General features: G+C 64.2%; 19 protein-coding genes and 1 tRNA gene. 14 read left to right on the plus strand and 6 right to left on the minus strand.

What is annotated here, in order from left to right:
* Window positions 1-348: 348 nt before the first annotated feature.
* The 9 genes from LV475_RS07430 (at window position 349) to LV475_RS07470 (ending at window position 10,763) form a co-directional block, all read left to right on the plus strand.
* On the plus strand, window positions 349-837 hold the full coding sequence (locus LV475_RS07430; protein WP_136865991.1) for a Mut7-C RNAse domain-containing protein: 489 nt from the start codon (window positions 349-351) through the stop codon (window positions 835-837).
* Between the two features lie 112 nt (window positions 838-949).
* A complete protein-coding gene (locus tag LV475_RS07435; RefSeq protein WP_169303502.1) occupies window positions 950-2,182 on the plus strand; it encodes a TolC family protein in 1,233 nt (410 codons plus the stop codon).
* An 83-nt stretch (window positions 2,183-2,265) separates the two neighbouring features.
* Entirely contained in the window at window positions 2,266-3,306 is a 1,041-nt protein-coding gene (locus LV475_RS07440) for an efflux RND transporter periplasmic adaptor subunit (protein ID WP_169303501.1), read from the plus strand.
* Entirely contained in the window at window positions 3,306-6,404 is a 3,099-nt protein-coding gene (locus tag LV475_RS07445; RefSeq protein ID WP_136865988.1) for an efflux RND transporter permease subunit, read from the plus strand. Before LV475_RS07440 ends, LV475_RS07445 begins: the two co-directional genes overlap by 1 nt.
* Window positions 6,401-6,703, plus strand: a complete 303-nt coding sequence (locus LV475_RS07450) for a DUF3240 family protein (protein WP_136865987.1) — start codon at window positions 6,401-6,403, stop codon at window positions 6,701-6,703. The genes LV475_RS07445 and LV475_RS07450 overlap by 4 nt, the downstream gene beginning before the upstream one ends.
* Entirely contained in the window at window positions 6,700-7,080 is a 381-nt protein-coding gene (locus LV475_RS07455; protein WP_125198634.1) for a PepSY domain-containing protein, read from the plus strand. The genes LV475_RS07450 and LV475_RS07455 overlap by 4 nt, the downstream gene beginning before the upstream one ends.
* A 3-nt stretch (window positions 7,081-7,083) precedes the next feature.
* A complete protein-coding gene (locus LV475_RS07460) occupies window positions 7,084-7,764 on the plus strand; it encodes a response regulator transcription factor (RefSeq protein ID WP_125198633.1) in 681 nt (226 codons plus the stop codon).
* Window positions 7,761-9,092 carry a sensor histidine kinase gene (locus LV475_RS11150; RefSeq protein WP_136865986.1) on the plus strand — a complete coding sequence of 444 codons (1,332 nt, stop codon included), beginning with the start codon at window positions 7,761-7,763 and terminating at the stop codon, window positions 9,090-9,092. The genes LV475_RS07460 and LV475_RS11150 overlap by 4 nt, the downstream gene beginning before the upstream one ends.
* A 741-nt stretch (window positions 9,093-9,833) precedes the next feature.
* Window positions 9,834-10,763 carry a homocysteine S-methyltransferase family protein gene (locus LV475_RS07470; protein ID WP_169303500.1) on the plus strand — a complete coding sequence of 310 codons (930 nt, stop codon included), beginning with the start codon at window positions 9,834-9,836 and terminating at the stop codon, window positions 10,761-10,763.
* 174 nt (window positions 10,764-10,937) lie between these two features.
* On the opposite strand, the gene fdxA is transcribed toward LV475_RS07470, so the two are convergent.
* The gene (gene fdxA, locus LV475_RS07475; protein WP_250106075.1) at window positions 10,938-11,261 is read right to left on the minus strand and encodes a ferredoxin FdxA; all 324 of its coding nucleotides are present in this window, start codon (window positions 11,259-11,261) and stop codon (window positions 10,938-10,940) included.
* 312 nt (window positions 11,262-11,573) lie between these two features.
* On the opposite strand from fdxA, the gene LV475_RS07480 reads away from it, so the two are divergent.
* The gene (locus LV475_RS07480) at window positions 11,574-11,897 is read left to right on the plus strand and encodes a rhodanese-like domain-containing protein (protein ID WP_250106076.1); all 324 of its coding nucleotides are present in this window, start codon (window positions 11,574-11,576) and stop codon (window positions 11,895-11,897) included.
* 117 nt (window positions 11,898-12,014) lie between these two features.
* On the plus strand, window positions 12,015-13,814 hold the full coding sequence (locus LV475_RS07485) for a protein adenylyltransferase SelO (RefSeq protein ID WP_250106077.1): 1,800 nt from the start codon (window positions 12,015-12,017) through the stop codon (window positions 13,812-13,814).
* An 81-nt stretch (window positions 13,815-13,895) separates the two neighbouring features.
* Here LV475_RS07485 and LV475_RS07490 read toward each other — a convergent pair whose 3' ends face one another.
* From LV475_RS07490 to LV475_RS07505, 4 genes are all read right to left on the minus strand, one after another.
* Window positions 13,896-17,051 (minus strand): type I restriction endonuclease subunit R, encoded by a 3,156-nt coding sequence (locus tag LV475_RS07490; RefSeq protein WP_136865981.1) that lies wholly within the window; start codon window positions 17,049-17,051, stop codon window positions 13,896-13,898.
* Between the two features lie 159 nt (window positions 17,052-17,210).
* Complete coding sequence (locus LV475_RS07495) at window positions 17,211-18,347, minus strand: Fic family protein (RefSeq protein ID WP_250106078.1); 1,137 nt, start codon at window positions 18,345-18,347, stop codon at window positions 17,211-17,213.
* 251 nt (window positions 18,348-18,598) lie between these two features.
* On the minus strand, window positions 18,599-20,077 hold the full coding sequence (locus tag LV475_RS07500; protein ID WP_250106079.1) for a restriction endonuclease subunit S: 1,479 nt from the start codon (window positions 20,075-20,077) through the stop codon (window positions 18,599-18,601).
* On the minus strand, window positions 20,067-21,785 hold the full coding sequence (locus LV475_RS07505) for a class I SAM-dependent DNA methyltransferase (protein ID WP_250106080.1): 1,719 nt from the start codon (window positions 21,783-21,785) through the stop codon (window positions 20,067-20,069). The genes LV475_RS07500 and LV475_RS07505 overlap by 11 nt, the downstream gene beginning before the upstream one ends.
* A gap of 168 nt (window positions 21,786-21,953) precedes the next feature.
* Between LV475_RS07505 and LV475_RS07510 the strand changes: the two genes are divergently transcribed.
* The 3 genes from LV475_RS07510 to LV475_RS11080 all read left to right on the plus strand — a co-directional run bounded on the left by LV475_RS07510 (window position 21,954) and on the right by LV475_RS11080 (window position 22,654).
* Window positions 21,954-22,030: transfer RNA gene (locus LV475_RS07510), tRNA-Val, on the plus strand.
* A gap of 193 nt (window positions 22,031-22,223) precedes the next feature.
* The gene (locus tag LV475_RS11075; protein WP_284047252.1) at window positions 22,224-22,448 is read left to right on the plus strand and encodes a DUF3429 family protein; all 225 of its coding nucleotides are present in this window, start codon (window positions 22,224-22,226) and stop codon (window positions 22,446-22,448) included.
* Window positions 22,445-22,654 (plus strand): DUF3429 domain-containing protein, encoded by a 210-nt coding sequence (locus LV475_RS11080; RefSeq protein ID WP_284047253.1) that lies wholly within the window; start codon window positions 22,445-22,447, stop codon window positions 22,652-22,654. The genes LV475_RS11075 and LV475_RS11080 overlap by 4 nt, the downstream gene beginning before the upstream one ends.
* Window positions 22,655-22,670: 16 nt before the next feature.
* Here the strand turns inward: LV475_RS11080 and LV475_RS07520 are convergent, their stop codons facing one another.
* The gene (locus LV475_RS07520) at window positions 22,671-24,365 is read right to left on the minus strand and encodes a GGDEF domain-containing protein (protein WP_250106081.1); all 1,695 of its coding nucleotides are present in this window, start codon (window positions 24,363-24,365) and stop codon (window positions 22,671-22,673) included.
* Window positions 24,366-24,465 lie beyond the last annotated feature (100 nt).

Below are 24,465 nucleotides of genomic sequence, written 5' to 3' on the forward strand. Positions count from 1 at the left end.
GGGCCCTTGGAGGCCCGCCCGGTCGGGGCCCGCGGGTTTGCCCGCACTCGTCGTTGCCGTCCCTCGATGGGCAATGAGCCCGCCTTCGGTCCGGCGCCTTGATTGCGAACAAACCCGCGAGCCAGAGATGCCATCGATTCGTGCAAACCTTCCCTAAAGCGCTGATCGTATCGGATCACCTATCTACATGCAAACCATTCGCATTTCGTTTATCCATCGTGTGCCACGCAGCAGAAATGCCGCCGCTCGCCCCGGACGGCGGCGCGACGAACGCCGAGGAACCGTGGTCGAGGTGACGAATCCCGATTCCTCGGCCATGATCTGCCAAGGAAACGTTGCACGAATGCCATGCCCCAACCCCGCTTTCTCTGCGATGAAATGCTCCAGCGTCTGGGCCGCTGGCTGCGGGCAGCCGGCTACGACACGGCCATTGCCACGAGCGGCAGCGACGATCGCGCCCTGGTCGAGCAGGCCCGCGACCAATCGCGCTGGCTGATCACACGAGACCGGCATCTGGCCCGCTTTCGAAACGGCGACGGCCGCGTCGTCTTGCTCGGCGCCAACGACACGCCGCAGCTGGCCGCCGAGCTGAGCGAACGCTTCGCCATCGACTGGCTGCACCGCCCGTTCTCACGTTGCCTGGACTGCAACACGTCCCTGGTCCCGGCCACGCTCGACCAACTCGAGCAGGTTCCTCCCGAGGCCCTGTCGATCGAGAGGGCGGGCTGGTACTGCCCCACCTGCGACAAGGTGCTCTGGCGAGGCAGCCACGTCCGGCGGATGCGTCACACGCTGGAGAATTTCGCCAGGGGTGACTGGCGCATCGCCACCGACTGACCTCGCCCGTTCACGGCGACACCCGTGACACCAGACCGACGACCACCCGTCATTCAGCCTGAATTCAGACGCGGCTGGTTCAATGCGACGCATACCTTACCCGGAGATGGTCATGCGACGCCTTCAATCTGCCCTGCAATCCGGCCTGGTCCTGTTCGCCCTTTCAGGGGTGGTGCCATTCGCACACGCCATGGAAACCTTGGCCGTCGATGCAGACCTGAGCCTGGCCGAGGTGACAGCGGCCACCCTGGCTCATAGCCCCGAAAACGAACGGTTCGAGGCTCAGCGTGCGTACGCCGATGCGCTCGGCCAGCGCGCTGGAAACCCGCTCGACGGGCCACCGTCGGTGGGCTTCTCCCATCAGAGCGACGCGCTGGGCACCGACACCGGTATGCGCGAATGGCAAGGCTCGATCGAGCTCCCGCTGCGCCGCCCCGGCCTGCAGGCGGCCGCCGAGCGCCAGGCCGAGGGACGGCTTTCGGCCACCGAGCAGCAATCCACTGCCTGGCGACTGCAGATCGCCGGCCAGGTCCGCCAACTGCTCGCCCGCCTGGCCGAAGCCGACGCGCAGGTGACACTGGCAGAACGGGCCTTCGCGACCGCCAAGGAACTGCAATCGCAGATCAAAAAACGCCTCGATTACGGCGATGTGCCGCGCACCCACCTGATCCTGGCCCGGGAGGAAACGCTCCAGCGGCAGGCTGACCTGCGCCAGGCGGAACTCGGCCGGGCCCAGGTTGCCGAGGAATACCGCCGCGTCACCGGCCTGAGCGTCCGCCCCGCCGACTGGACCGAGTCACCGGCCGATGCCATTCCCTTCCAGCAACACCCCGCCCTCCTCGCCGCGCAGGCCGAAGTGCGTGCGGCCGAGGCCGACCGCGCGGTGGTGCGTGAACGTGGCCGATCGCAACCAACCGTGGGCATGAACATCCGCCGGGAGGAAAATGGCCGCGATGCCGTTGACAGCGTGGGCATCTCCCTTTCCCTGCCCATCCAGCTGCAGTCTCTGCGCGCACCCGAGCAGGGTCGGGCCAATGTAAATCTCGCTGAGGCCCGTTCGACTGCTCACCTGACGGAACGTCAGATCCGCCTCGCGGTTGCCCAAGCCGAAGAGGCACTCGCCGCAGCACGGGTGGAACTCGAACAGGCCCGCGCCCACCGGGATCTTGCTGACGAAAGCCTCGCCCTGGCCCGCCGGGGCTACTCGCTGGGCGAATTCGGGCTTACCGATCTACTCCGCGTCCAGACGCGTCAACTTACCGCACAACGTCGCGCCGCGATGAGCCGGGTCCGGCTGCAGCGCAGCATTGCCGAATACAACCAGGCCAAGGGAGTCATGCCGTGAATCACCAGATGAAGAAAATGCTCGTTGGCGCCCTCGCAACCGCTCTCATCTCCAGTGCGAGCGTGCAGGCGGCGGATATCAACATGAGCGCGTCCCAGGTTCAGGCACTGGGTATTCAAACCGCGGCGGCCGAGCCGGCCAGCAATGTTGCCGGACAGGCCTACCCCGCCGAGGTCCGGGTGCCACCGGCCAACGAGACCGTGCTCGCCGCGCCGGTCGACGGAATGATCCAACAGGTCCGGGTGGCCGAGGGCGAGACCGTCACGCAAGGCCAGCCCGTCGCCAGCCTGCTGAGCTCGGGTCTGGTCACGCTGCAAAGCGACTACCTCGAGACACTCGCGACCCATCGCGTGGCGGCACAGGCCCTGGAACGCGACCGGTCCCTGGCGGCCGAAGGCATCATCGCCGAGCGCCGCCTCAACGAGACCCGTGGTGCGTACAACCAGTCCGATGCCCGCCTGTCCGCCCTGCGCCAGAGCCTGTCACTGGCCGGCATGAGCGACGCCGCGCTGGACAAACTCGACCAGACCCGACGTATCGACCCGGTGCTTGATCTCGTCGCCCCCCAAGACGGCACCGTGATGGAACAGATGATCACCGCTGGCGAGCGAGTCAACGCCGCCTCTGCACTGATGCGCATCAGTGCGTTGGATACGCTCTGGCTTGAGGTGCGGCTCCCGGTCGAGCGACTCGCCGACGTGCAACCGGGTGACCGGGTGATCGTCATGGACAACGGGATACAGGCTGAGGTCATCCTGACCGGCAGCCGCATCGATCCGGATGATCAGACCGTCATGATCCGCGCCCGGGTAGAGGCTGTCGACGGCCGGTTGCGCCCAGGGCAATTCCTGCGTGTACGTCTCGAGGGCGCCGATCAGGCAAACCTGCTGCGCGTGCCAGGCGACGCGGTCATCCGCCAAGGGGGGAATTCATTCGTCTTCGTCGCGACCGACGGCGGCTTCGATGCCTACCCCGTCGAGCGACTGGGCGAATCCGATGGCCTGCTGACCGTTCGGGTGAGCGACACGGGTGACCGCCCCCCACTGTCGGCCGGCGATCAGGTGGCCGTTGACGGCGTGGCCACCATCAAGGGTGCCTGGCAAGGCATGGGGGGCGGTGAGTGATGTTAGCCGCACTGATCCGGTTCTCGCTTACCCAGCGCCTGTTCATCCTGTTGCTGGTCGCCCTGACGGCGGGGCTGGGCACCCGCGCCTTCCTCAATCTGCCGATCGATGCCTTCCCGGACGTATCGAACACCCAGGTCAAGATCATCATCAAGGCACCGGGCATGACGCCCGAGGAGATCGAGCAGCGCATCACCGCACCGGTGGAAGTCGAGATGCTCGGCATTCCCGACCAGAGCATGCTCCGTTCCGTGGCCAAGTACGGCCTGACGGCAATCACCATCGACTTTGCCGAAGGCACCGACATCTACTGGGCCCGCCAGCAGGTGTCCGAACGTCTCGCCGCCGTCTGGGAGGATCTGCCGCCTGACGCGACCGGCGGCATGGGACCGATCACCACCCCGCTGGGCGAGATGTTCATGTTCACCATCGATGGGGGCAACCTGTCGCTGGCCGAACGCCGGTCGCTGCTCGACTGGGTGATCCGTCCGGCCCTGAGGACGGTGCCGGGGGTGGCCGACGTCAATGCCCTGGGCGGACACGTCCGTACCTTCGAGGTCGAACCCGACACGGCAAGGATGAGCGCCCGCGGTGTCACGCTCGGGCAACTGCGTGATGCCCTGTCACGCAACAACAAGAACGACGGCGCGGGCCGGGTCGAGGACGGCGAGGAGGCGCTTTTGGTGCGCGTCCAGGGCGCCGTCACGCAACTGGACGATCTGCGTGAAACCGTGGTGGCGATGACGCCGGGCGGCGCGCCGATCCACGTCGCCGACGTCGCCGATGTCCAGATCGGCAGCCTCACCCGCTACGGCGCGGTGACCAAGAACGGCGACCGCGAGGCCGTCCAGGGCCTGGTGCTGGGCCTACGGGGAGCGAATGCCCGCGAGGTCGTCGCCGGCGTGCAGGACAAGCTCGACGAGCTCGCCCCCACCTTGCCGGAAGGCGTGAGCATCGACGTCTTCTACAACCGCGGGACGCTGGTCGACCAGGCCGTGCACACCGTGACCAAGGCCCTCGAGGAGGCTATCGTCCTGGTGCTGATCCTCCTAGTGATCTTCCTGGGCAACCTGAGGGCGGCGGTGACCGTGGCCCTGATCCTGCCGCTGTCTGCCCTACTGACCTTCATTCTCATGGATCAGGTGGGAATGTCCGCCAACCTGATGAGCCTGGGCGGGCTGGCCATCGCGATCGGCATGCTGGTCGACGCCGCCGTCGTGGTGGTCGAGAACATCGTCGCCCACCTGGGGCGGGAAAAGGAGGCCAAGTGCCTGCCCCGGTTGCACGTGATCTATCGGGCCGTGCGCGAAGTGGCCGCGCCGGTGACCGCCGGCACCCTGATCATCGTGATCGTCTTCTTGCCGCTGCTCACACTGCAGGGGCTGGAAGGCAAGCTATTCAAGCCGGTGGCGCTGACCATCGTCTTCGCCCTGGGTAGTTCACTGCTGCTCTCGCTGACGGCGATCCCGGTGATCAGCACGTTCCTGCTGCGCAATGTGCCGCACGACGAGCCGTGGCTGGTGCGCCAATTGCACAAGGCCTACACCCCGGCCCTGGCCTGGTCGCTGACCCACCCGAAAACCATCGGCGCAGCCGCCCTGCTGGCCCTGGGGGCAACGGCCGGGGCCTACACCCAGATCGGCAAGATATTCATGCCGACGATGAACGAGGGCGACGTGATCGTCCAGTTGGAGAAGCTGCCGTCGATCTCGCTCGGGCAGTCGGTCCGCATCGACAAGCGCTTCCAGCAGGCGTTGATCGAGCGCGTCCCCGAAGTCACCGGCGTGATCGCCCGCACGGGGTCCGACGAATTGGGCATGGACCCGATGGGTCTCAACGATACCGACAACTTCCTGGTGCTGAAACCGCGCGAGGAATGGCGCTTCGAGACCAAGGAGGAACTGATCGATGCCATCCGCGAGGTCCTGGCCGACTTCCCGGGCGTGGCCCATGCCTTCACCCAACCTATCGAGATGCGCGTCTCCGAGATGCTGACTGGGGTGCGCGGGGATCTGGCGATCAAGTTGTACGGCCCCGACCTTGACGTGCTCAACGAGAAGGCCCAGGCGATCGCCGAGACCGTGCGCGGTATCGATGGTGCCTCGGATGTCTTCTATACCAGCAACGAGGGCGTGCAGTACCTGAAAATCACCGCCGACCGGCAGGCCGCCGGGCGCTATGGGCTGGCCATTGAAGAGCTACAGACCGTCTTGCGCGCGCAACTCGAGGGCAAACGCGTCGGCACGGTCTACGAGGGCATACGGCGCACACCGCTGATGATCCGCGGCAGCCGCGAGATCGCCAGTTCACCGGAAGCGATGCGCGAACTGTTGGTCAGCCTGCCCGGTGGTCAACGATTGCCCCTGTCGGCTCTGGCATCGATCGAGCGCGTCGAGGGCCCGGTTCAGGTCGAGCGCGAGCTGGGCGAGCGTTTCGTCGTGGTGGCCGCGAGCGTCGCCGGCCGCGATCTGGTCGGTTTTGTCGAGGATGCCCGCAAGGCGGTGGGCGACCAGGTATCGCTCGATACGGGTTATCGCCTCGCGTGGGGCGGCGAGTTCGAGAACCAGCAACGTGCGGCCAAGCGACTGGGGATGGTGGTGCCGGTCTCGATCGGCCTGATCTTCCTCCTGCTGTTCACCACCTTCGGCTCGATCCGCCAGGCCATTCTGGTGCTACTGAACATCCCCTTTGCCTTGATCGGTGGCGTGTTCGGCCTGTGGATATCCGGCGAATACATGTCGGTACCGGCCTCGGTGGGCTTCATCGCCCTGCTGGGCATCGCGGTGCTCAACGGCGTGGTGCTGGTGAGCTATTTCAACCAGTTGCGAGGGCTGGGGCTGTCGTTGCATGACACCGTGATCGAGGGGGCCAAGCGGCGCTTGCGTCCGGTGTTGATGACGGCCGCCACCGCCGCCTTCGGCCTGATCCCGCTGCTGTTCGCGACCGGGCCGGGCTCGGAGATCCAGCGGCCGCTCGCGGCGGTGGTCATCGGCGGGCTGGTGACCTCCACCCTGCTGACCCTGGTGCTGCTGCCCATCCTCTACCGCCGCTTCGGTGAAGCGGCACCCCAAGCCGACCGCCAGGGAGCCGAAGCATGAATGACGTGTTGCTGACATTGATCGCCCGCCCGGACGTCGAGGAAGTCGTGGTCGACTGGCTGCTAGTTCGCGACGAACTGTCCGGCTTTACCGGCGAGGCCGCCTGGGGCCACAGCCGGGAGCACGGCCGGTTCAACCTAGTCGAACAGGTCACGGGACGCCAGCGCCGCGCGGTGTTTCACCTGGAAATCGAGTCGGATCAGGCCCAGTCGTTGATCCAGGCCATGCGGGATGAACTCGCCGGCCTGGGTCTGCGATACTGGCTTGTGCCCGTGCACGACAGCGGAGAGATCCCATGAACCATACTGATAACCGGGGCGGCGAACCGATCCGCAAGGTCGTCTCGTGGCTTCGGACCGGCTTGGTCGCGGTGGCAATGCTGGCCGTTCTGGCGATCGTGTCGTCGGCCCAGGCGGATCACAACCAGGTCTTCAAGCCGCATCAACGCGGCGAGCTCCTCTCCCTGGCCGAACTCCTTGGTCGACCCCAGGCCTTCCACCCAGGACAGATGGTGGAGGCCAAGCTCGACGAGGAGGCGCTGATATACGAGATTACCGTCTACGGCAAGGACGACCAGTACCACGAAATGCGCTTCGATGCGCGTGATGGCCGACTTCTCTCCGAACACAAGGAAACCGGGGAATTCTTTGGGAGCGGCCACCACGATGACGACTGACTGATGAGACTGCTCTTGGCCGAAGACGACGACACCCTGGGCGCCGATCTGCAGGCGCGCCTGCGCGAGCGAGGCTACGCGGTCGACTGGGTGCGCCACGGCGACGAAGCCGCCTGGCTGGGAAGGGAACACGTGCACGATCTGGTCGTGCTCGACATCGGTCTCCCCGGAAAGGACGGTCTAGCGGTACTGCACGAATGGCGTGAGAAGGGTCTGGACTTACCGGTACTGCTGCTCACGGCCCGCGATACCTGGTTCGAGAAGGTCGAGGGGTTCGAGGCCGGGGCCGACGACTACCTCGCCAAGCCGTTCCATCTCGAGGAACTGGTCGCGCGCCTGCGGGCCCTCTCACGGCGCGTCAACAAACACCCTGCCGACCTGATAATGCAGTCGGACCACGGCCTCGTGCTCAACGAGGACCGTCAGCAGGCGTTGGTCGAAGGCAGACCGGTGGAACTGACCGGCACCGAGTTCCGCATGCTGCGCTACTTCGTCCATCACACGGGGCACGTACTGTCGAAAAGCCGGCTGGCCGATCATCTCTACGAATTCGACGACGACCGGGATCCCAACGTGATCGAGGCCTACGTCACGCGTCTGCGCCGCAAGCTGGGTCGCGAACGGATCGAGACGCGTCGCGGTCAGGGATATGTCTTCCATCGTGATCCGCGAGAACGCTCGTGAGTAGGTTCAAGCCCCGCCATATCCAGACCCGCCTGACATTCTGGCTGCTGACCAGCGTCCTGGTGCTGGTGGCCCTGTTCTGGCTGGTCGCCGCTCGCGCGCCCGTGGTGCTCACCAAAAATTACATCGCCGACCTCCTCGCGCATGACGCCGAAGTGCTCGTCCTTGGCGTGGAGCAGACCGGCGACGCGCCGCGACTCGACCCGGCCTACGCCACCCCCCTCTACGAGCGCCCTTACTCGGGGTATTATTACCAGCTCGATGTGGCCGGCACCGAGCTGCGCTCTCGATCGCTATGGGATTTCGAGTTACAGTCCCGGAAACTCGAATCGTTCCCCGGCACCTACCACGCCACCGGCCCGGCGGAACAGCACTTGCTCGTCTATGCCGACCGGATTCAGAAAGACGACACCTGGATCGAGGTACACGTGGCCGCGGATCTCTCAGCACTGGAAGAGCGGATCGAGACCTTCCGCTGGCGTTTCGCCGTCCTCACGCTGATCATGCTCGGCATGATGCTCGTCGGACAACGGCTGATCGTCCGGGCAAGCCTATGTCCGCTCGATCGAGTGCGGCAGGACTGCCGCCGCCTGCAGGAGGGCGAAATCGACCGGCTGGACGAGGCCGTCCCGCCGGAACTCCGGCCCATGGTCGAGGAGATCAACCACCTGCAGGACACGATGCAACGCCGCCTGTCCCGCTCGCGCAAGGCGCTCGGCAACCTTGCCCATGCCCTGAAGACCCCGATCACCCTGATCGACCAGGTGCTGCAACGATCCCGGGACACCCTCCCCGCCGAAACCGCCGAGCGCCTCGCCGAGGGCGTCTCCCGCATGCGCCGCATCACCGACCGCGAGCTCCGCCAGGCACGCATGGCGGGCGAGGCACGCGGCAGTCAGCGTTTCGAGGTGGCACGCGAACTCCCGCGACTGCTCGGCATGTTCCGCCATCTCCACCCCGAAAAGACCTTCACCCACCGGGTCGACTGCCCCGCTGGTGCCTTGCTACGCGCCGATCGCGAGGACATGTACGAACTGGTCGGCAACCTGCTGGACAACGCGGCCAAGTGGGCGGCCAGCCACATCGATGTGGCAGTGAGCCAGGAGGACGATGGTTGGCACCTCACCATCGCGGACGACGGGCCGGGCGTACCAACCGACTCCCTGCAGGCATTGGCGCAGCGGGGCACGCGCCTGGACGAATCCCGCGACGGCCACGGGCTGGGACTGGCGATCGTGCGTGAAATCGTCGAGCTTTATGCCGGCGAGCTGACGTTCGCGCGTTCGGCGGCGCTCGGGGGCCTGGAAGTCAGGGTGCGCCTCCCCTGAGCCCCAGGCGACAAACCCGAGGCATGGCACGACCAGGATCACCGGGAATCGCCCAACGGATACCGCGAATCGAGCGATGACTCCGGCAACAGACAGACACGGGAGAGGGAACCATGCCCATCAGACCATCCATCACACTGACAGCCCTCATCGCTCCACTGCTCCTCACCGCCTGCTCGACCACGGCATCGAACGGCTCGACCAACCCATACGGCACACTGGACGGCGTACTCGCCGCCGGGGCGCCGGTGCTGTTCGTCGCGGTGGGTACGGACGAACAAGGCTGCACGCAGTACACCAAGAAACCGCTGCGCGAGGACACCTTGGGAAGGTCTGCACGAATGTCATACCGCTCTGCGCGTCTTGAGCCGGGCAGATGCAAGGCGTTCGTCCGCCGCGGAAGGGTGATTCCCTTTCCAAGGACGACAACGCAGCAGATGCCCGGCTCAAGGCGCGCCCTGCGGGGCTAGGCGAGTCGCCCGTGCTCCGCGTTGCGATGTCTTGACGTGGCCACCGGCACGCCGGCGACACCGCGCCTTGATCACGAGCGACTCGCCAAGCCAGAGTGGCATGGCATTCGTGCAGACCTTCCCTTGGTCGACACCGGCATCTGGTATCGCACGGCCGACGATCGATTCGTGCTCGATGCGAGTCGTTGCGTGCCGGAGCGGGCATCGCCATGACGCCATCCCGGTTTGCCACAATGAGACAAACAGCGCGGCGATTCGGGATGGCATCACGATGACGTACACACGGTTGCAAGCAGGCGAGGTCCGGCTCCTTGACGGGGCGACCGGCACGGAGCTGGAAAAGCGCGGCGTGCCCATGAGCACGAACGCGTGGAGCGGCTCGGCCTCCCTCGATCACCTCGACACACTCGAACGGATCCACCGGGACTACATCGACGCCGGCGCCGACATCATCACGGCGAACACCTACGCCACGTCGCGCGCGTTGCTCGAGCTGGATGGACTGGTCGACCAGTTCGAGGCCATCAACCGGGCGGCGGTCCGCGCCGCGCGTCAGGCCAGGGATCGCAGCGGTCGCCCCGAGGTCCTGATCGCCGGCTCCCTCTCCCACCGCGGCCCCATCGCCACCGGCTCGGCGCGGCCGGACAGCGGCGCCATCGGGCTCGACACGATGGCCGAGGCGCTCCGCGAGCAGGCGCAGTTACTGCGCGACGAAGGCTGCGACCTGCTCCTGCTTGAGATGATGTACGACCCGGCCCGTATGCCGCTCGTCTTCGAGGCGGCCGCCCGGACCGGCCTGCCCGTCTGGGCGGGGTTCTCCGCCCGGCGCGGCGAGGATGGCTCGCTCCTCGGGTTCGGCCCCGGGGACGACATCCCGTTCGCGCAACTGGTCTCGATCCTCCACGACTGGGACGTCGATGCCGCCGGCATCATGCACACGCCGGCGAACCTGGTCAGTGAGGCCCTGGACAGCCTGCGCGCGACGTTCGACGGCCCGCTGATGGCCTACCCGGACTCGGGGTATTTCAAGTCCCCGCATTGGCAGTTCGAGGACGTGATCGCGCCGCGTGAGCTTCGCCGCTACGCCGAGGGATGGATCGAGCAAGGCGCGCAGGTCCTGGGTGGCTGTTGCGGACTGTCCCCCGAGCACATCGCGGCCCTCTCGCCACTAAAACGTGACCGCCGATCCGGAACCAGTTAAGGAAACTCTGCACGAATGCCTTGCCGGTCTGCGGGGCCTGACGAGTCGTGCCGGCCGTCCTTGAAGGCAAGCCCCATGTGGAGCCGCGTTCTCCGATCGGGAGCGCCGCCACCGAAGACCGACGCGAGCCCGTGTCGTCAGCTTGGCAGGTCGGCCGACACCACCGGAAAGCGGTTATTTCTCGAGATACTCGAGCTTGCCCGCGACGCCATCCCAGTCCTCGGCATCGGCCGGCGGGTCCTTCATCTGGGAGATCGTCGGCCATTGCCCAGACAGTTCCCGGTTCAGCTCGATGAATGACGTCTGCCCCTCGGGCACGTCGTTCTCGTCGTATATCGCTCCCGCCGGGCACTCGGGTACGCACACGTCGCAGTCGATGCATACCTCGGGATCGATGACCAGCATGTTGGGCCCCTCGCAGAAGGCGTCCACGGGACACACGGAGACGCAATCGGTGTACTTGCACTTGATGCAGTTCTCGGTCACGACATAGGTCACGGGATCCTCCTCGACTTCGCTCTGCTCGTACGTGAAATCCCTGCCCCGATGCGACTTTGCCGCCCGGGATCTCTGTGGAACAATATCCGACGATACTAGTACAGTATTCGCCCCGCAGAGCGACCGGCCCGGCTTGAGTTCCGGTCGGTCGTCGCAACCGTTCGGCAACGCCCTGGCCGTCGAGCGCTTTCGTGACGCCGACATTGCCGTCGGCCCGACGCCGTCTTTCTCGCCGCCGACTCCGCCGCACCCTGACGGTCGTCTGCCAATGCCCGGTTTCCGGCCGGCTTTTCCCGAGGATGATCCCAATCGATGCAAAACATCAACGCCAACGAGTTAGCCGGGTGGCTCGACGACGAAAGTCGCGTCAGCCCGTTGTTGCTCGATGTCCGAGAGCCGTGGGAATACCAGCTCTGTCATATCGAGGGCTCACGGACGATGCCGATGAACACCGTCCCGGCGCATGTCGAGCAATTGGAGAAAGACACACCGATCGTGTGCATTTGCCACCACGGCATGCGCAGCATGCAGGTTGCCCTGTTCCTGGAACAGCAGGGTTTCACTGACGTGATCAACCTCACCGGCGGCGTCGATGCCTGGGCCGCGCAAGTCGATCGCGACATGCCCACGTATTGACGGGTGCCTGACAGCCGCCCCGGCGCGACGGGCAAACCCGACCCGCTTCCCGTCCACGCCCATTCTTGGCCCGACCTCGTCACTCGGAACGGCAACACGCGACCGGTAACCAGCCCCATGAGCAACGACCCGACCCAACAAGAGCACCAACGAGACAACTGGGGCCACTCGCCCGAAACGCCCCCCGCCATCTCGAGCCTCGAGGCGCTCGCCCACGTCGTCGACTACTCCCTGATGGACTCGCTCAACCGCGATCCCGAGGCGACGAGCGACGGTAACGACCACGCCCCCAGACAGGTCTTCTCCGGGCACTACGTGCCCGTCAGGCCGACCCCGCTCGAGAACCCGGAGTACGTCGCCCACGGTCGAGCGCTTTTCCGCGAGCTGGGTTTCGACGAGCGTCTCGCCCGGTCAGACGAGTTCGTCCGGCTGTTTTCCGGCGATCTTTCCGTCGTGCCCGAGACGATGAGCCGTGTCGGCTGGGCCTGTGGCTACGCCCTGTCCATTTACGGCACGGAATTCGACCGCCAGTGCCCGTTTCAGACCGGCAATGGCTACGGCGACGGCCGGGCCATTTCCGTGCTCGAGGTCGTGACACGGGGCCAGCGATGGGAGATGCAACTGAAAGGCGCCGGTCGCACGCCCTACTGCCGGGGCGCGGATGGCCGGGCAGTCCTGCGCTCCAGCGTTCGCGAATTCCTCGCTCAGGAGCACATGCACGCCCTCGGCGTACCGACATCGCGGTCGTTGAGCCTGACCGTGTCGACGACCGAAACCGTCGATCGGCCCTGGTACTCGGAGGGCAGCGAGGCCATGAACCCCGACATACTGGTCCGGGAACCGGTTGCCATCTCCACCCGGGTGGCGCCCTCGTTCATCCGGGTCGGCCAGCTCGAACTCTTCAGCCGCCGCGCCCGCAAACAGGCTCACCCGGGCGCGAAGGAAGAACTCGAAGCGCTCGTCTTGCACCTGATTGAGCGGGAATACGCCGAGGACGTCGATCAAGACGCGGGGCTTGGCGAACAGATCCTTGCGCTGGCGCACGCGTTCCGAGACCGGCTCACCTCGCTGGTTGCCGACTGGATCCGGGTGGGCTACTGCCAGGGCAACTTCAACAGCGACAACTGCGCGGCCGGGGGCTTCACGCTCGACTACGGCCCGTTCGGGTTTTGCGAGGTCTTCGACCTCCACTTCCAACCCTGGACCGGCGGCGGGCGTCATTTTTGTTTTTCCAACCAGCCCGCCGCCGCGGAACGCAATTTCCGCACGTTCTGCACGACCCTACGCCCCCTGGTGGACGACGCCCCGGAAGCCATCGCGCAACTGGACGCGATTGAAGGCGACTTCGCCAAGATCATGGGCGAGAAACTGGAACGGATGTGGGCCCGCAAACTGGGCCTGGCGTCGGTCAACGCCGAGTTGTTCGTCGAACTGCAAACGCTGATGACCACCACCCCGGTGGATTACACCCTCTTCTTCCGTGAGCTTTCGGCGGTTCCCGACAGCATCGAGCCGCTCACGAAGAGCTTCTATGCCGATCTCGGGGCCTCAAACACTCCGGCGTCGGAAGACACCCAAGCGACCGAAGAGCGCTGGTCCGAGTGGCTGACCAAGTGGAGAGGGCTCATCGGCGTCGATGATGACACCCAGTCGGCAACCGAGTTGGCTAGAAGGCGGGACGAGATCTCCAAGGCCATGAAAAGGGTCAACCCGAAATACACCTTGAGAGAGTGGTTTCTCGTGCCCGCCTACCAACAAGCAGCGGCCGGCGACTATTCGGCAATCAGGGAACTCCAGGAGGTAATGACGCAGCCATACGCCGAGCAATCAAAAGCGATAGAAGAAAAATACTACCGACTCAAGCCCTCATCCCTGTTCCATGTCGGCGGCGTTTCCCATTACAGCTGCTCATCCTGACGTGGCCGTCTGCAAAAAGTGGGCGGGCGCTATTTCAACGGGCTCGCGAATGCCTCACAAACCAGGGGCAATTCACACCGATCAGTGACTCCAGCTACTCGACAGGACCTCTGCCTGCTTCAGAACCAGATCAACGGCCTCTGACGCCTTGTCTGGTGGGTACTTGTAGCGCTGAAGGGTACGACGCACCAGAATCCGCAACTTGGCGCGCACGCTCTCGCGCACCTGCCAGTCAACGGTCGTCGATCGGCGCAACTTTTCCGTGATCTCGACGGCGATCTTCTTCAGAATCTCGTCGCCCAGCTCACGTACCGCGCTCTCGTTGTTGGCCAGCGCATCGTAGAAGGCCACTTCATCGGGATTCAGGCCCAACGCCTCGTCGCGTTCCAGTTCCTCCTGGAACTGCTTGGCCATGGCGATTAGCTCCTCGATCACCTGCGCCGTCTCGATGCCACGGTTGTTGTACTTGCGCAGCGTCTCCTGCAGACGGTCGCCGTATTTCTTTTCCTGGACCACGTTGTTGCGCGTGCGCGCCTTGATGTCGTCTTTAAGCAGCTTCTCCAGCAGCTCGACGGCCAGGTTCTTGTACGGCATCTGCCGCACGTCCTCGAGAAACTCGTTGGAGAGCAGCCCGATATTGGGCTTGTCCAACCCGCACAGGGCAAACACGTCGGTCACGCCTTGGGCGACCAGCGCGTTGTCGAGGATCTGCTTTAAGGCCGAGTTCTTCTCGTCCTGCGTCAGCTTGCGGTCCACGCTGGTGAACTTGGTGATCGCGGTCTTGACCTGTGAGAGGAACGCCACCTCTTTCTGCAACCCGCGCGCCTCGTCCAGCGTGCTGCACAGGGAGAACGCCTTGTTCATCGCCAGCACGGTATCGAGAAACCGTTTCTTGCCGTCTTCCAGACTCAAGATGTAGTTGGCCGTCGGCGGGATCAGCTCGTTGGGCCGGGTCTCGAAACCGCTATAATCGAAGCCCTCGCCGTGCGGTCCGGGCGCGAACATACCGCGAATGATGTCCAGCTTCTCCAGCAGGATGGCGAAGGCCTCCTCCGCACTATGCGTCGGTTCGCCCTTGCCCTTGGCGTCGGTGTAGGTCTTGAGCGCCTGCTTGAGCTCGTTCGCAATGCCGATGTAGTCCACCACCAGCCCACCGGGCTTGTCCTTGAACACGCGGTTCACCCGGGCGATCGCCTGCATGAGATTGTGCCCCTTCATGGGCTTGTCCACGTACATGGTGTGGCAGACGGGCGCATCGAATCCGGTCAGCCACATGTCGCGCACAATCACCAGCTTGAGCGGGTCATTCTCGTCCTTGAAGCGCTTTTCCAAGCGCTTCTTCACCTTCTTGTTATAGATGTGCGGTTGCAGCAGCGGCTTGTCGGCAGCCGACCCGGTCATCACCACCTTGATCGCGCCCTTTTCCGGGTCCGGGTCGTGCCACTCCGGGCGCAGCGCGACGATCGCATCGTAAAGACGCACGCAGACCTCGCGACTCATCGCCACGATCATCGCCTTGCCCTCGATGGTGCGGTTGCGCTCCTCGAAGTGCGCCACCAGATCGGCGGCCACCTCCTCGATGCGCGGCCCGGCGCCCACCAGCTTTTCCAGCCGGCTCCATTCGCCCTTGGTCTTCTCCCTGCTTCCGACGTCTTCCTCGTCCTCGACTACCTCGTCGACCTGCTCGGACAAGGCCTCGATCTCGTCGCGGTTGATGTCCAGCTTCGCCAGGCGTGACTCGTAATAGATCGGCACGGTGGCGCCATCGTCGACCGCGTCCTGGATGTCGTAGATGGAGACGTAGTCACCGAACACCGCGCGGGTGTCCTTGTCCTCGCTCGCCACCGGCGTGCCGGTAAAGCCGATGAACGAGGCATTGGGCAGCGCATCGCGCATGTGGCGCGCATAGCCGTACTTGTATTGCCCGTCCTGTTTCAGCGTCGCCTTCAGTCCGTACTGGCTGCGGTGCGCCTCATCCGAGATCACCACGATGTTGTGCCGGTCGTTGAGGATCGGATGGCCGCGCTCGTCCTCCAGCAGCGCGAACTTCTGCACCGTGGTGAAGATGATCCCGCCGGATTCGCGCTCGGCCAGCAGTCGGCGCAGCGTCTCGCGATCGTCCGCCTGCACCGGCTCCTGCTTCAGGAGCTCCTGTGCCGCGTTGAACGTCGCGAACAGTTGGCCGTCGAGGTCGTTGCGGTCGGTCACCACCACCAGCGTCGGGTTGTTCATCTCCGGCTGCTGCAACAGCTTGCCCGCATAGCAGCACATCGAGATGCTCTTGCCGGACCCCTGCGTGTGCCAGACCACCCCGGCCTTCTTGCTGCCGGCCTCCACCTCGTCGCCATAGGTCGCCCGCTTTTCGCGCACCCCAGGTTCATCCACCGCCTGCGCGGCGATCACCGTGGCGCGCACCGCATCGCGTACCGCGTGGAACTGGTGATAGCCGGCGATCTTCTTCACCAGCCGGTCGGAATCCGACTCGAACAGCACGAAATGGCGGACGTAATCGAGAAACAGCTCGCGATCGAAAAAACCGCGCACCATGGTCTCGAGTTGCCAGTGAAGCAGCGGCTTGTCGTCCTCGTGGCGCAGCGTGCGCCAAGGCATGAACCGTTCCGGGTTGGCGGTCAGCGACCCCACCCGGGCGGTATACCCGTCGCTGATGACGGAGGCCTCGTTGGTGACGAACAGATCCGGTACCTCGTCCTTGTACGTCTGGATCTGGTTGAAGGCATCCCAGACCGTCGCGTTCTCGGCGTTGGGGCTTTTCAGCTCCAGCATCGCCAGCGGCAGACCGTTGATAAAGCAGACCACGTCGGGGCGGCGCAACTGCTTGCTGCCATCGATGGTGAACTGGTTGATCACCCGGAAGCGGTTGGCCGCCAACTCGCCAAAGTCGACCAGGAAGGCGTGATCGTGCACCCGCTCGTCGCCGCGCTTGTAGATCACCGGCACCCCGTCGAGCAGCAGACGGTGAAAAGCCCGGTTGGCGAACACCACATCCGGGCTCTCCGGCGTGCGCACCGCGGCTACCGCCTGCTCGACCGCCGACTCGGGCAAATGCGGATTGATCCGCCGCACCGCCGCTTCCAGGTCCGCCAGCAAGAACACCTGGCGATAATCCGCCCGCTCCGGTGACAGGCCATCCGGAGCCAGATCCGGGCCATGAGCGGTCTCCCAACCGCCCTCAGCAAACCAGTGCAGGCATTGTCGTTCGAGTTCGTCTTCCGTCATCTATCCGTCCTTCGACGTGTCCCTATCTCGCATTCCCACGGTGGCGCAGCGGTGGCCGAGCCTGTTGGCCGAGCACACCAAACAATACCTGCCCCGCCATCTGAGCCGAATACAATCCCTATTCGGCTCAGTGCTCCTGTCGGCTTGCCAGGAGCCGACTCACTGGTGCCATGTGTCGTCCCCGCCCTGCCCGCCCAGGGCATAGCGGGTGCTTCGACCACCACCGGGCAACTTCCGCAGACAGCCTTTTTCCACCAGATCGGCGAGATCTCGCGTGGCGGTGGCCTTGCTCACTTTCGCCAGCGACTGGTACTTGCGGGCGTTGATGCCGTGCTCGAACTCCTCGCCCGCCGTATCCAGCAGCCGGTTGAGCACCTTGATCTGCCGCTCGCTGAGCACGGTGGTGGCATGGTGGTGCCAGAAGCGGGCCTTGGCCAGCACCCGATCCAGCCGCTCCAGCGCCTGGCGCAACGCCGCTTCCAGGGTATCGAGAAACCACGCCAGCCAGGGCGTGATGTCCAAATCGCCGCGCTGGGCCCGTTCCAACTGGTCGTAGTAGGCATTCCGCCGGGCCATGATCGCGGCACTCAGCGAATAGAACCGCACCGATTGGCGCTCCGCTTGTGCCAGCGCCCGATCCGTCACGGCCCGGGTGACCCGCCCGTTTCCGTCGTCAAACGGGTGCAGGGTAATCAGCCACAAGTGCGCGATGCCCGCCCGCAACAGACCGTCCAGCCCGCCCGGCGGACGATTGAACCAGTCCACAAACGCGTCCAGTTCCGCCTCCAGCCGATCCCGAGGCGGGGCCTCGAAGTGCACCGTGGGGCGATCCAGCCGGCCCGAAACCACCTGCATCGGCTGCTCGCCGCGCAGCTCGCCGACGTGCACCTTCTCAAGCCATCCCGGCCCCTCGGGAAACAGCAACGACTGCCAATGACACAACCGGTCGCGAGAGAGCGGCTCGTCCGGCTCACGCGTGGCGTGCAGCAGCAACGCCACCAGCGATTCGGATTCCGGCGTGGTCCTGGCCGGTACGCCGGCCTGTTCCACCCCCAATTGGCGGGCAACGGAAGAACGCACCGAGCCCACATCCAGGTGCTCACCCTCGATTTCCGAGGTACGGATCGCGTTCTGGATCAACGCGTCCATTTCGAATGCCAGGTCGTCCTGCTCGGGCGCGGCATCGGCACGGCCCAGCAATCGCCCTTGCAGCAAGCGCACCGCATCCAGCCGCGGACGCAGTGCCGCGTCGTCCCAGCGAAATCGCGGCCAGTCAGCCTGTTCCCAGATATACATGCGGGCACCTCGAAAAACCTGCTGCGCCAGCCGATTGCTGCGTCACGTGCTCGCTCACTCCTCGCCTATCTAACTGATATGTCTCGTCGCTCGCTGCGCGGCTCCTTGCACTTGGCCGGCTCGCGACGGTTTCTCGAGGAGCCCGTGAGCCGAATCACCCACCCAATCGAATCATATAGTGAGCCGATTGTGGCCTATATTCGGCTCAAAGGCCAATTATGCGGCCGTCAACACATTGTCCGTCAGTGGCCTCAGGCATCGACCGCTTCAGTGGCGGTGGATTCGGATTGCGGCACGGTGAACTCGCCAGAAAGAAGTTCCGGGAGGAGTGTGTCTCGCAATTGCGACAAGGTCACTGCCTCAAGGCGCAGGTTGATCTGTTGTTGCAGCATGCTTCCCAGTGATTTGCCAGCGGCGGCGATGGTGTCACTGTCAGGTATGGCACAAAGGGCACGTTTCAAATGCTCCCTCTTGATGTGCCCCATGGTTACCGCCTTGTCGGCGGCGATCCGCTGAAACTCCTCAAGATGGTGCCGGGTGAAATGGAAATAGAGCCACTTGGGATACTTTTCAGAGGTGACCTTGAACAGATGCTGATTCAAGGCCGCTCTACCGCCGCACCACGTATCGACCATCAATGAACCCGACCATGAGAACAACACATCACCATCATCAATGATGCACTCAGGATTGATGTTTGGAGATGCCTTCTCTTCACCGTCGGCATACCCCTTCTTGAGCTGCGCTATCTTCACAACAGGTAGAAAATCATCTTCATTTTCAGGTCTGTATTTCTGTAGCGCCAAGCCATTCTTGTATTTGGCGATTTCATCAAGGGCAAGACAGCTCCACCCCGCCGGAATCTCCCCCACCTCACTCTCTTGCATGGCCGCGGGGAACAGGTCGGCGGTGGCGCGGAGTTCGGCGTAGTGCTCCGGGTGTTCGGTCTGCAAGCGGGCCAGCTGCGCTTCTGTCTTGCCGGAAATGGCTTGCATGGCAGCGAGCGCCATGCGGGTCTCGAGTTCTGGATCTACAGATTCCGGCTCCAGCTCCGCGGCGTAGCAGACCGGCGATGCCGGTTGTTGGGCCGATTGGTGGGCTTGCCAACGCTCGCGGGCAGCAATCTTGGCCTTGACCGGCTCGAAATCGACAAACCAGCTCTTGAAGATGGCCTGGGCCATCTGTTCGAGGGTTTGGTTTATTTGTTGATTTAAGAGAACTTTGTGATCGATACCACCAAGAATATCTGCGATTTTTTTCTGTTCTCTAATTGGCGGCAGGAATACTTCGAATTTGGTGATATCAGCACATTTCAGGCTGTCAAAAACAGCGCCAACATTCAGATATTTCCCAACTTGAGACCACCAATGCGGGCCTTGAGTTACCCACCTCAAGAATGGGGGATATACCCACACCCCGTCAGATCGCAACAAAACCAAATTCTGTCCTAAAGCGATCTCCAGTCCGCTGGGGACGTAGGCGGACTCACCGGGGTTGCAACGACGCGAAAGAATCACGTCGTCATCAATGGGCTTAGCTTTGCGGCGCCACTGATTGAAATCTTCTTCCGAGATCAGACGTGCGCCATCGAGAACAATCCGGCCATCTTTTAGCTGAGGTATTCCAACGTAGGGATATCCCTCTTCCCGAGCCTTCGGCGTCTTGTGATCACAGTCAATAAGGCGCACGCCCGCCTCTTCCAACGTTAGCAAGGGCCATTCAGAGCTCATACCCCAGCCCCCTAAGATTCCGCTTGATCTCCGCCTCCAGCCGGTCGCTCTCGGCAAACTGCTCCCGCAGCTTTCCGGTCAGGCGCGCCATCTTCTCGGCAAAGGGCTCGCCGTCGTCTTCCTGTTCCGGCACGCCCACGTAACGGCCTGGGGTGAGCACGAAGTCGTGCCTCTCGATCTCATCGAGACTCGCGGCCGCCTTGCAGAAGCCGGGCACGTCCTCGTAGCCCTCGCCGCGCTGCCAGGCGTGAAAGGTGTCGGCGATTCGGGAGATGTCTTCGTTGCTGAAGTCACGGAGAACGCGGTCCTTCATGTAGCCACAGTTCCGCGCATCGATGAACAGCAGCTCACCACGGCGGTCGCGCTTTTTCTCATCAAAGACGACGCCGTTGGCCTTGTCCTTGGTCAGGAACCAGATGCAGGCGGGGATCTGGGTGTTGGTGAACAACTGGCCCGGCAGGGCGACCATGCATTCGACCAAGTCTTCCTCCACCAGCCGGCGGCGGATGTCGCCTTCCCCGCTGGTGTTGGAGCTCATCGAACCGTTGGCCAGCAGCAGGGCCATGCTGCCGGTGGGCGCCAGATGGTGGAGCATGTGCTGCAGCCAGGCGAAATTGGCGTTGCCCTTCGGCGGGGTGCCGTATTGCCAGCGGGCATCGTCAGCGAGTGATTCGCTCCACCAGTCCTTCATGTTGAACGGCGGGTTGGCCATGACAAAGTCGGCGCGCAGGTCGGGGTGCTGGTCGTCGAGAAAGCTGTCGGCGTTCTTCTTGCCGAAGTTGAAGTCGATGCCGCGGATGGCCATGTTCATGGCGGCCAGCCGCCAGGTGGTGGGGTTGGATTCCTGGCCGTAGACGGAGATGTGCTTGCGCTGCTCGGCGGGGTCGTAGTGCTGCTCCTTGGCATGCTCCTCGATGAAACGATCCGAGGAGACGAAGAATCCGCCGGAGCCCATGGCCGGGTCATACACCCGCCCCGAGTAGGGTTCGAGCATTTCCGTGATCAGGGTGACGATGCTCTTAGGTGTGTAGTACTGCCCGCCCTGCTTGCCTTCGGCCAAGGCGAACTGGCCGAGGAAGTACTCGTAGACGTGGCCGAGGATGTCCTTGCTGTGCAGGTTGAGTTCCTCGCCGTTCTGGACCGGGCGGGTAAAGGAGGTGTCCGAGAAGGTGTTGATCAGGCCGAGCAGCTTGTCGTTTTCCAGCTGGTACTGGCTGATGCGGTTGAGGATACCCTTGAGCTTGGCGTTGCTCTTCTCGATCTCTTCCAGCGCGTTGTCGATCAGCCAGGAGACCGAGCGCAGCTTGACGTCGTTGCCCTGCTCGTCCTGCCAGAGCACGCTGCCGACCGGCAGCACGGCCTTTTCTTTCAAGGTGCGCCAGCGGGCAGCTTTGGGCACCCAGAAGACGTTGGCCTCGCGGTAGTAATCCAGTACCTCCAGTTCCTCTTCCAGCGCCTCCTGGTAGTCGGCGTCGGAATCGAAGTCTTCGCGCGGGAGGTAGTAGATGTTGTCCTCGCGGTCGAACTGGAACAGGGCGCGCAATTGACGCTGGCGCTCCTCGAAGGCATCCGAGACGTACTTGAGGAAGATCAGTCCCAGCACGACGTGCTTGTAGTTGGCAGCATCCAGGTTGGCGCGCAGCTTGTCGGCGGCCGACCAGAGCTTGTCGTCCAGCTCCTTCAGAAATTTCTGTTCAGCGGCATTCATGGCGCGTGTTCGACCCTTTCCTTGATGAGCGTTTCGACGCGGAAGCGTACCGCAGACACCCTGATCCGTCAGGCTTACGACAGCGCATTTCTGAAGTGGCAGTTGGGTGCGACAAGTCGCGCTTGACAGCCCGCCGCGACCCGGTAGAATGCGCATCCGTTCGACGACAGGCGCGTAGCTCAGTTGGTTAGAGCACCACCTTGACATGGTGGGGGTCGTTGGTTCGAATCCAATCGCGCCTACCAACACTGAAAGCCCGGCAGCATCATGCTTGCCGGGCTTTTTCGTGTCTGGCTTTCAGGCCGCTGATTCAAATGTGGTTCAAATCAGCTTCAAAACGTCGGGGCAAGGTAGGTGGCGAGGTTCGGCAAACGCTCCACACCTGCCCCGCACGGTCTAGGCTTGCATGGCGTTGTTCGAACGTCGCGAGGAGCCGCCATGGCAAAAAGCCTTGAACAGACCGTTGCCCTTCACGCTCGGCTGGCCGGTTACGCCGGGCTGATTCCCTTCGTCCTCCCGCTCCTGGTGTTGTGGTGGCACCCGGACTGGGCCGCGCAGGCCGTTGCGGTACAGCACGCCTACGCGGCGTTGATCCTGAGTTTTCTCGGCGGGATTTACTGGGGGTCGCGCTCAATCGTCAGAGTGCCGTCGGCATCTGGTTGAGCGTCTTGCCGTCGCTGTGGGCCTGGCCGGCCTTGCTGATGCCACCGGTCGAGGCGACGTGGATGCTGGCGACGGGGTTTGCCCTGATGTTCCTGCTTGATCGTACCGCCCGGCAACGCGGCTGGATCCGCCAGTGGTTCTTCCGCCTTCGGCTCACGCTCGGGCTGGTGGCGATCGCCTCGTTGCTGCTGGGGCTGACCAGCTAACGGAATGGCGATCGCCTTACCCGCCGGCCGTGTGCATCTGCACCCGGTTGCGACCCGCCTCCTTGGCCCGATACAGCGCCCGATCGGCGCGGGCGAGGATCTGGGATAGCGGTTCGGTGCCCTCGGCGCAGTAACCGCCCACGCTGATCGTGACCGGCTGACCGCCGACGGCAACCCGGCTGGCCACGCGCTCGCGCAGGCGCTCGGCGACGCTCGCCATCCGCTCCTCGGTGGAGGGATAGAGCACCACCAGGAACTCGTCGCCGCCCCAGCGGCCGGCCACGTCGTAGCCGCGCAGTTCTTCTTGCAGGCAGGAGGCGACCTGGCGCAGGGCGACGTCGCCGGTGTCGTGGCCACGGTCGTCGTTGATCTGCTTGAACTCGTCGACGTCGATCCACAGCAGGCTCAGGCGTCTGCCCTCCCGTTCGGCGCGCTCGCGGGCCTGGTCGAGGGCCTCCTGCATGCCGCGCCGATTGGGCAGTTCGGTGAGCGAATCGACCCGGGCGAGGCGATTGAGTTCGGCGGTGCGGGCCTCGACCCGATCCTCGAGTTCGCGGGTGTGCACCTGGATGGTGTTGGCCATGTCGCTGAAGTGCCGCACCAGGCGGGCCATCTCGCCGCTCGCCGCCGGCAGGTCGCCGCGCACGTAGCGGCCGTTCTTCAACGCCTGCATGGCCGCTTCCAGCGCACTGATGGGCTGCAACAGCAGGCGCCGGACGGCGACGTGCAGCAGCAGGATACTGATCACCAACGCGATCAGGACGATGATCAGCAGCGGCACGAACCGCGATACCGGCATGATCACGTCGAGGTCCAGCAGGGTCACCTCGTACCAGCCGATGCGCGGCAGCCACGCCACGCCCATCAAGTGGCGCTGGCCGTCGACCGTGACGAAGGCGGTGTGCACGTTGCCCGCACTCGCCTGGGCCTGATCGAGCAACTGACCGACGCGCTCGCGGCTCTCGGCATCACTGACCAGTCGCTTCAGGTGGCTCTTCTGCCCCTCGGGTTTGACCAGGCTGGCGTAGTCGATCAGGTCGCGGTCGCGGTACAGCTGGATGGCGCCGCTGTGGTCGACGAAGATCGTGGTGATGCCGGGCTGGTCGACGGCGACCGTCTCGGCGAGCATGGTCTCCAGTTCCATCCCCGTGCCGACGATGCCGAGGATCTCGTTGCTGGCCGGGTCGCGCATCAGCACGTCGATCCAGAGCTTGATCACGCCGAGCTCGCTGTCGGGATTGACGTTCAGGTGGAAATCGCGGCCCTGCTCGACCAGCCGGTAGAACCAGGCAGCGTCGGGGTCCTTGGGCGACAGGTGGTAGCGCAGGGGTTGCTCGCCGAACTCGTCCTCGGCGTTGTTGAAGTAGTACGCGCCGTTGTCCAGCAGCGCGACGAAGTAGTTGTTCGCCCCGAAATTGCGCCGGAAACGTTCCATCTCCGCCTTGGCCGCGGTATCGAGGGCCTCGTCGCCCGGGGCGCGGGCCAGATCCTGAATGACCGGCGAATCGGCCATCTGGTGTGCCAGGGCGATCTCGCGTTCCAGCGGCTGGAGCAGACGGGCGCTGTCGTAACGCACCTGCACCTCGGCCACGCGGGTGCCCCATTGCTCGACCACCCCGGTGGCCACCCGGTCGAACACCTGCCAAATGGCGAACGCCGTCCCCAGTACCAGGCCGACGGCGATCCAGATAAAGCGCGTGCCGAGGCTCATGCGCTTACCATCCGGCACACGCGGGTATCGTCGACATCCACCCCGTTAGCCATCCCTGCCCGCTCCCGCTTCATTCCCTTGCACCCGTGCCTTGCCATCG

The organism is Guyparkeria hydrothermalis (assembly GCF_023555375.1).
Taxonomy (GTDB): domain Bacteria; phylum Pseudomonadota; class Gammaproteobacteria; order Halothiobacillales; family Halothiobacillaceae; genus Guyparkeria; species Guyparkeria hydrothermalis.

Bases quoted from the DNA above. Each gene is read 5' to 3' on its own strand.
- LV475_RS07430 (WP_136865991.1), top strand. From the start codon at position 349: ATGCCCCAACCCCGCTTTCTCTGCGATGAAATGCTCCAGCGTCTGGGC.
- LV475_RS07435 (WP_169303502.1), top strand. From the start codon at position 950: ATGCGACGCCTTCAATCTGCCCTGCAATCCGGCCTGGTCCTGTTCGCC.
- LV475_RS07440 (WP_169303501.1), top strand. From the start codon at position 2,266: ATGAGCGCGTCCCAGGTTCAGGCACTGGGTATTCAAACCGCGGCGGCC.
- LV475_RS07445 (WP_136865988.1), top strand. From the start codon at position 3,306: ATGTTAGCCGCACTGATCCGGTTCTCGCTTACCCAGCGCCTGTTCATC.
- LV475_RS07450 (WP_136865987.1), top strand. From the start codon at position 6,401: ATGAATGACGTGTTGCTGACATTGATCGCCCGCCCGGACGTCGAGGAA.
- LV475_RS07455 (WP_125198634.1), top strand. From the start codon at position 6,700: ATGAACCATACTGATAACCGGGGCGGCGAACCGATCCGCAAGGTCGTC.
- LV475_RS07460 (WP_125198633.1), top strand. From the start codon at position 7,084: ATGAGACTGCTCTTGGCCGAAGACGACGACACCCTGGGCGCCGATCTG.
- LV475_RS07470 (WP_169303500.1), top strand. From the start codon at position 9,834: ATGACGTACACACGGTTGCAAGCAGGCGAGGTCCGGCTCCTTGACGGG.
- LV475_RS07480 (WP_250106076.1), top strand. From the start codon at position 11,574: ATGCAAAACATCAACGCCAACGAGTTAGCCGGGTGGCTCGACGACGAA.
- LV475_RS07485 (WP_250106077.1), top strand. From the start codon at position 12,015: ATGAGCAACGACCCGACCCAACAAGAGCACCAACGAGACAACTGGGGC.
- LV475_RS07490 (WP_136865981.1), bottom strand. From the start codon at position 17,051: ATGACGGAAGACGAACTCGAACGACAATGCCTGCACTGGTTTGCTGAG.
- LV475_RS07495 (WP_250106078.1), bottom strand. From the start codon at position 18,347: ATGTATATCTGGGAACAGGCTGACTGGCCGCGATTTCGCTGGGACGAC.
- LV475_RS07500 (WP_250106079.1), bottom strand. From the start codon at position 20,077: ATGAGCTCTGAATGGCCCTTGCTAACGTTGGAAGAGGCGGGCGTGCGC.
- LV475_RS07505 (WP_250106080.1), bottom strand. From the start codon at position 21,785: ATGAATGCCGCTGAACAGAAATTTCTGAAGGAGCTGGACGACAAGCTC.
- LV475_RS11075 (WP_284047252.1), top strand. From the start codon at position 22,224: ATGGCAAAAAGCCTTGAACAGACCGTTGCCCTTCACGCTCGGCTGGCC.
- LV475_RS07520 (WP_250106081.1), bottom strand. From the start codon at position 24,365: ATGAGCCTCGGCACGCGCTTTATCTGGATCGCCGTCGGCCTGGTACTG.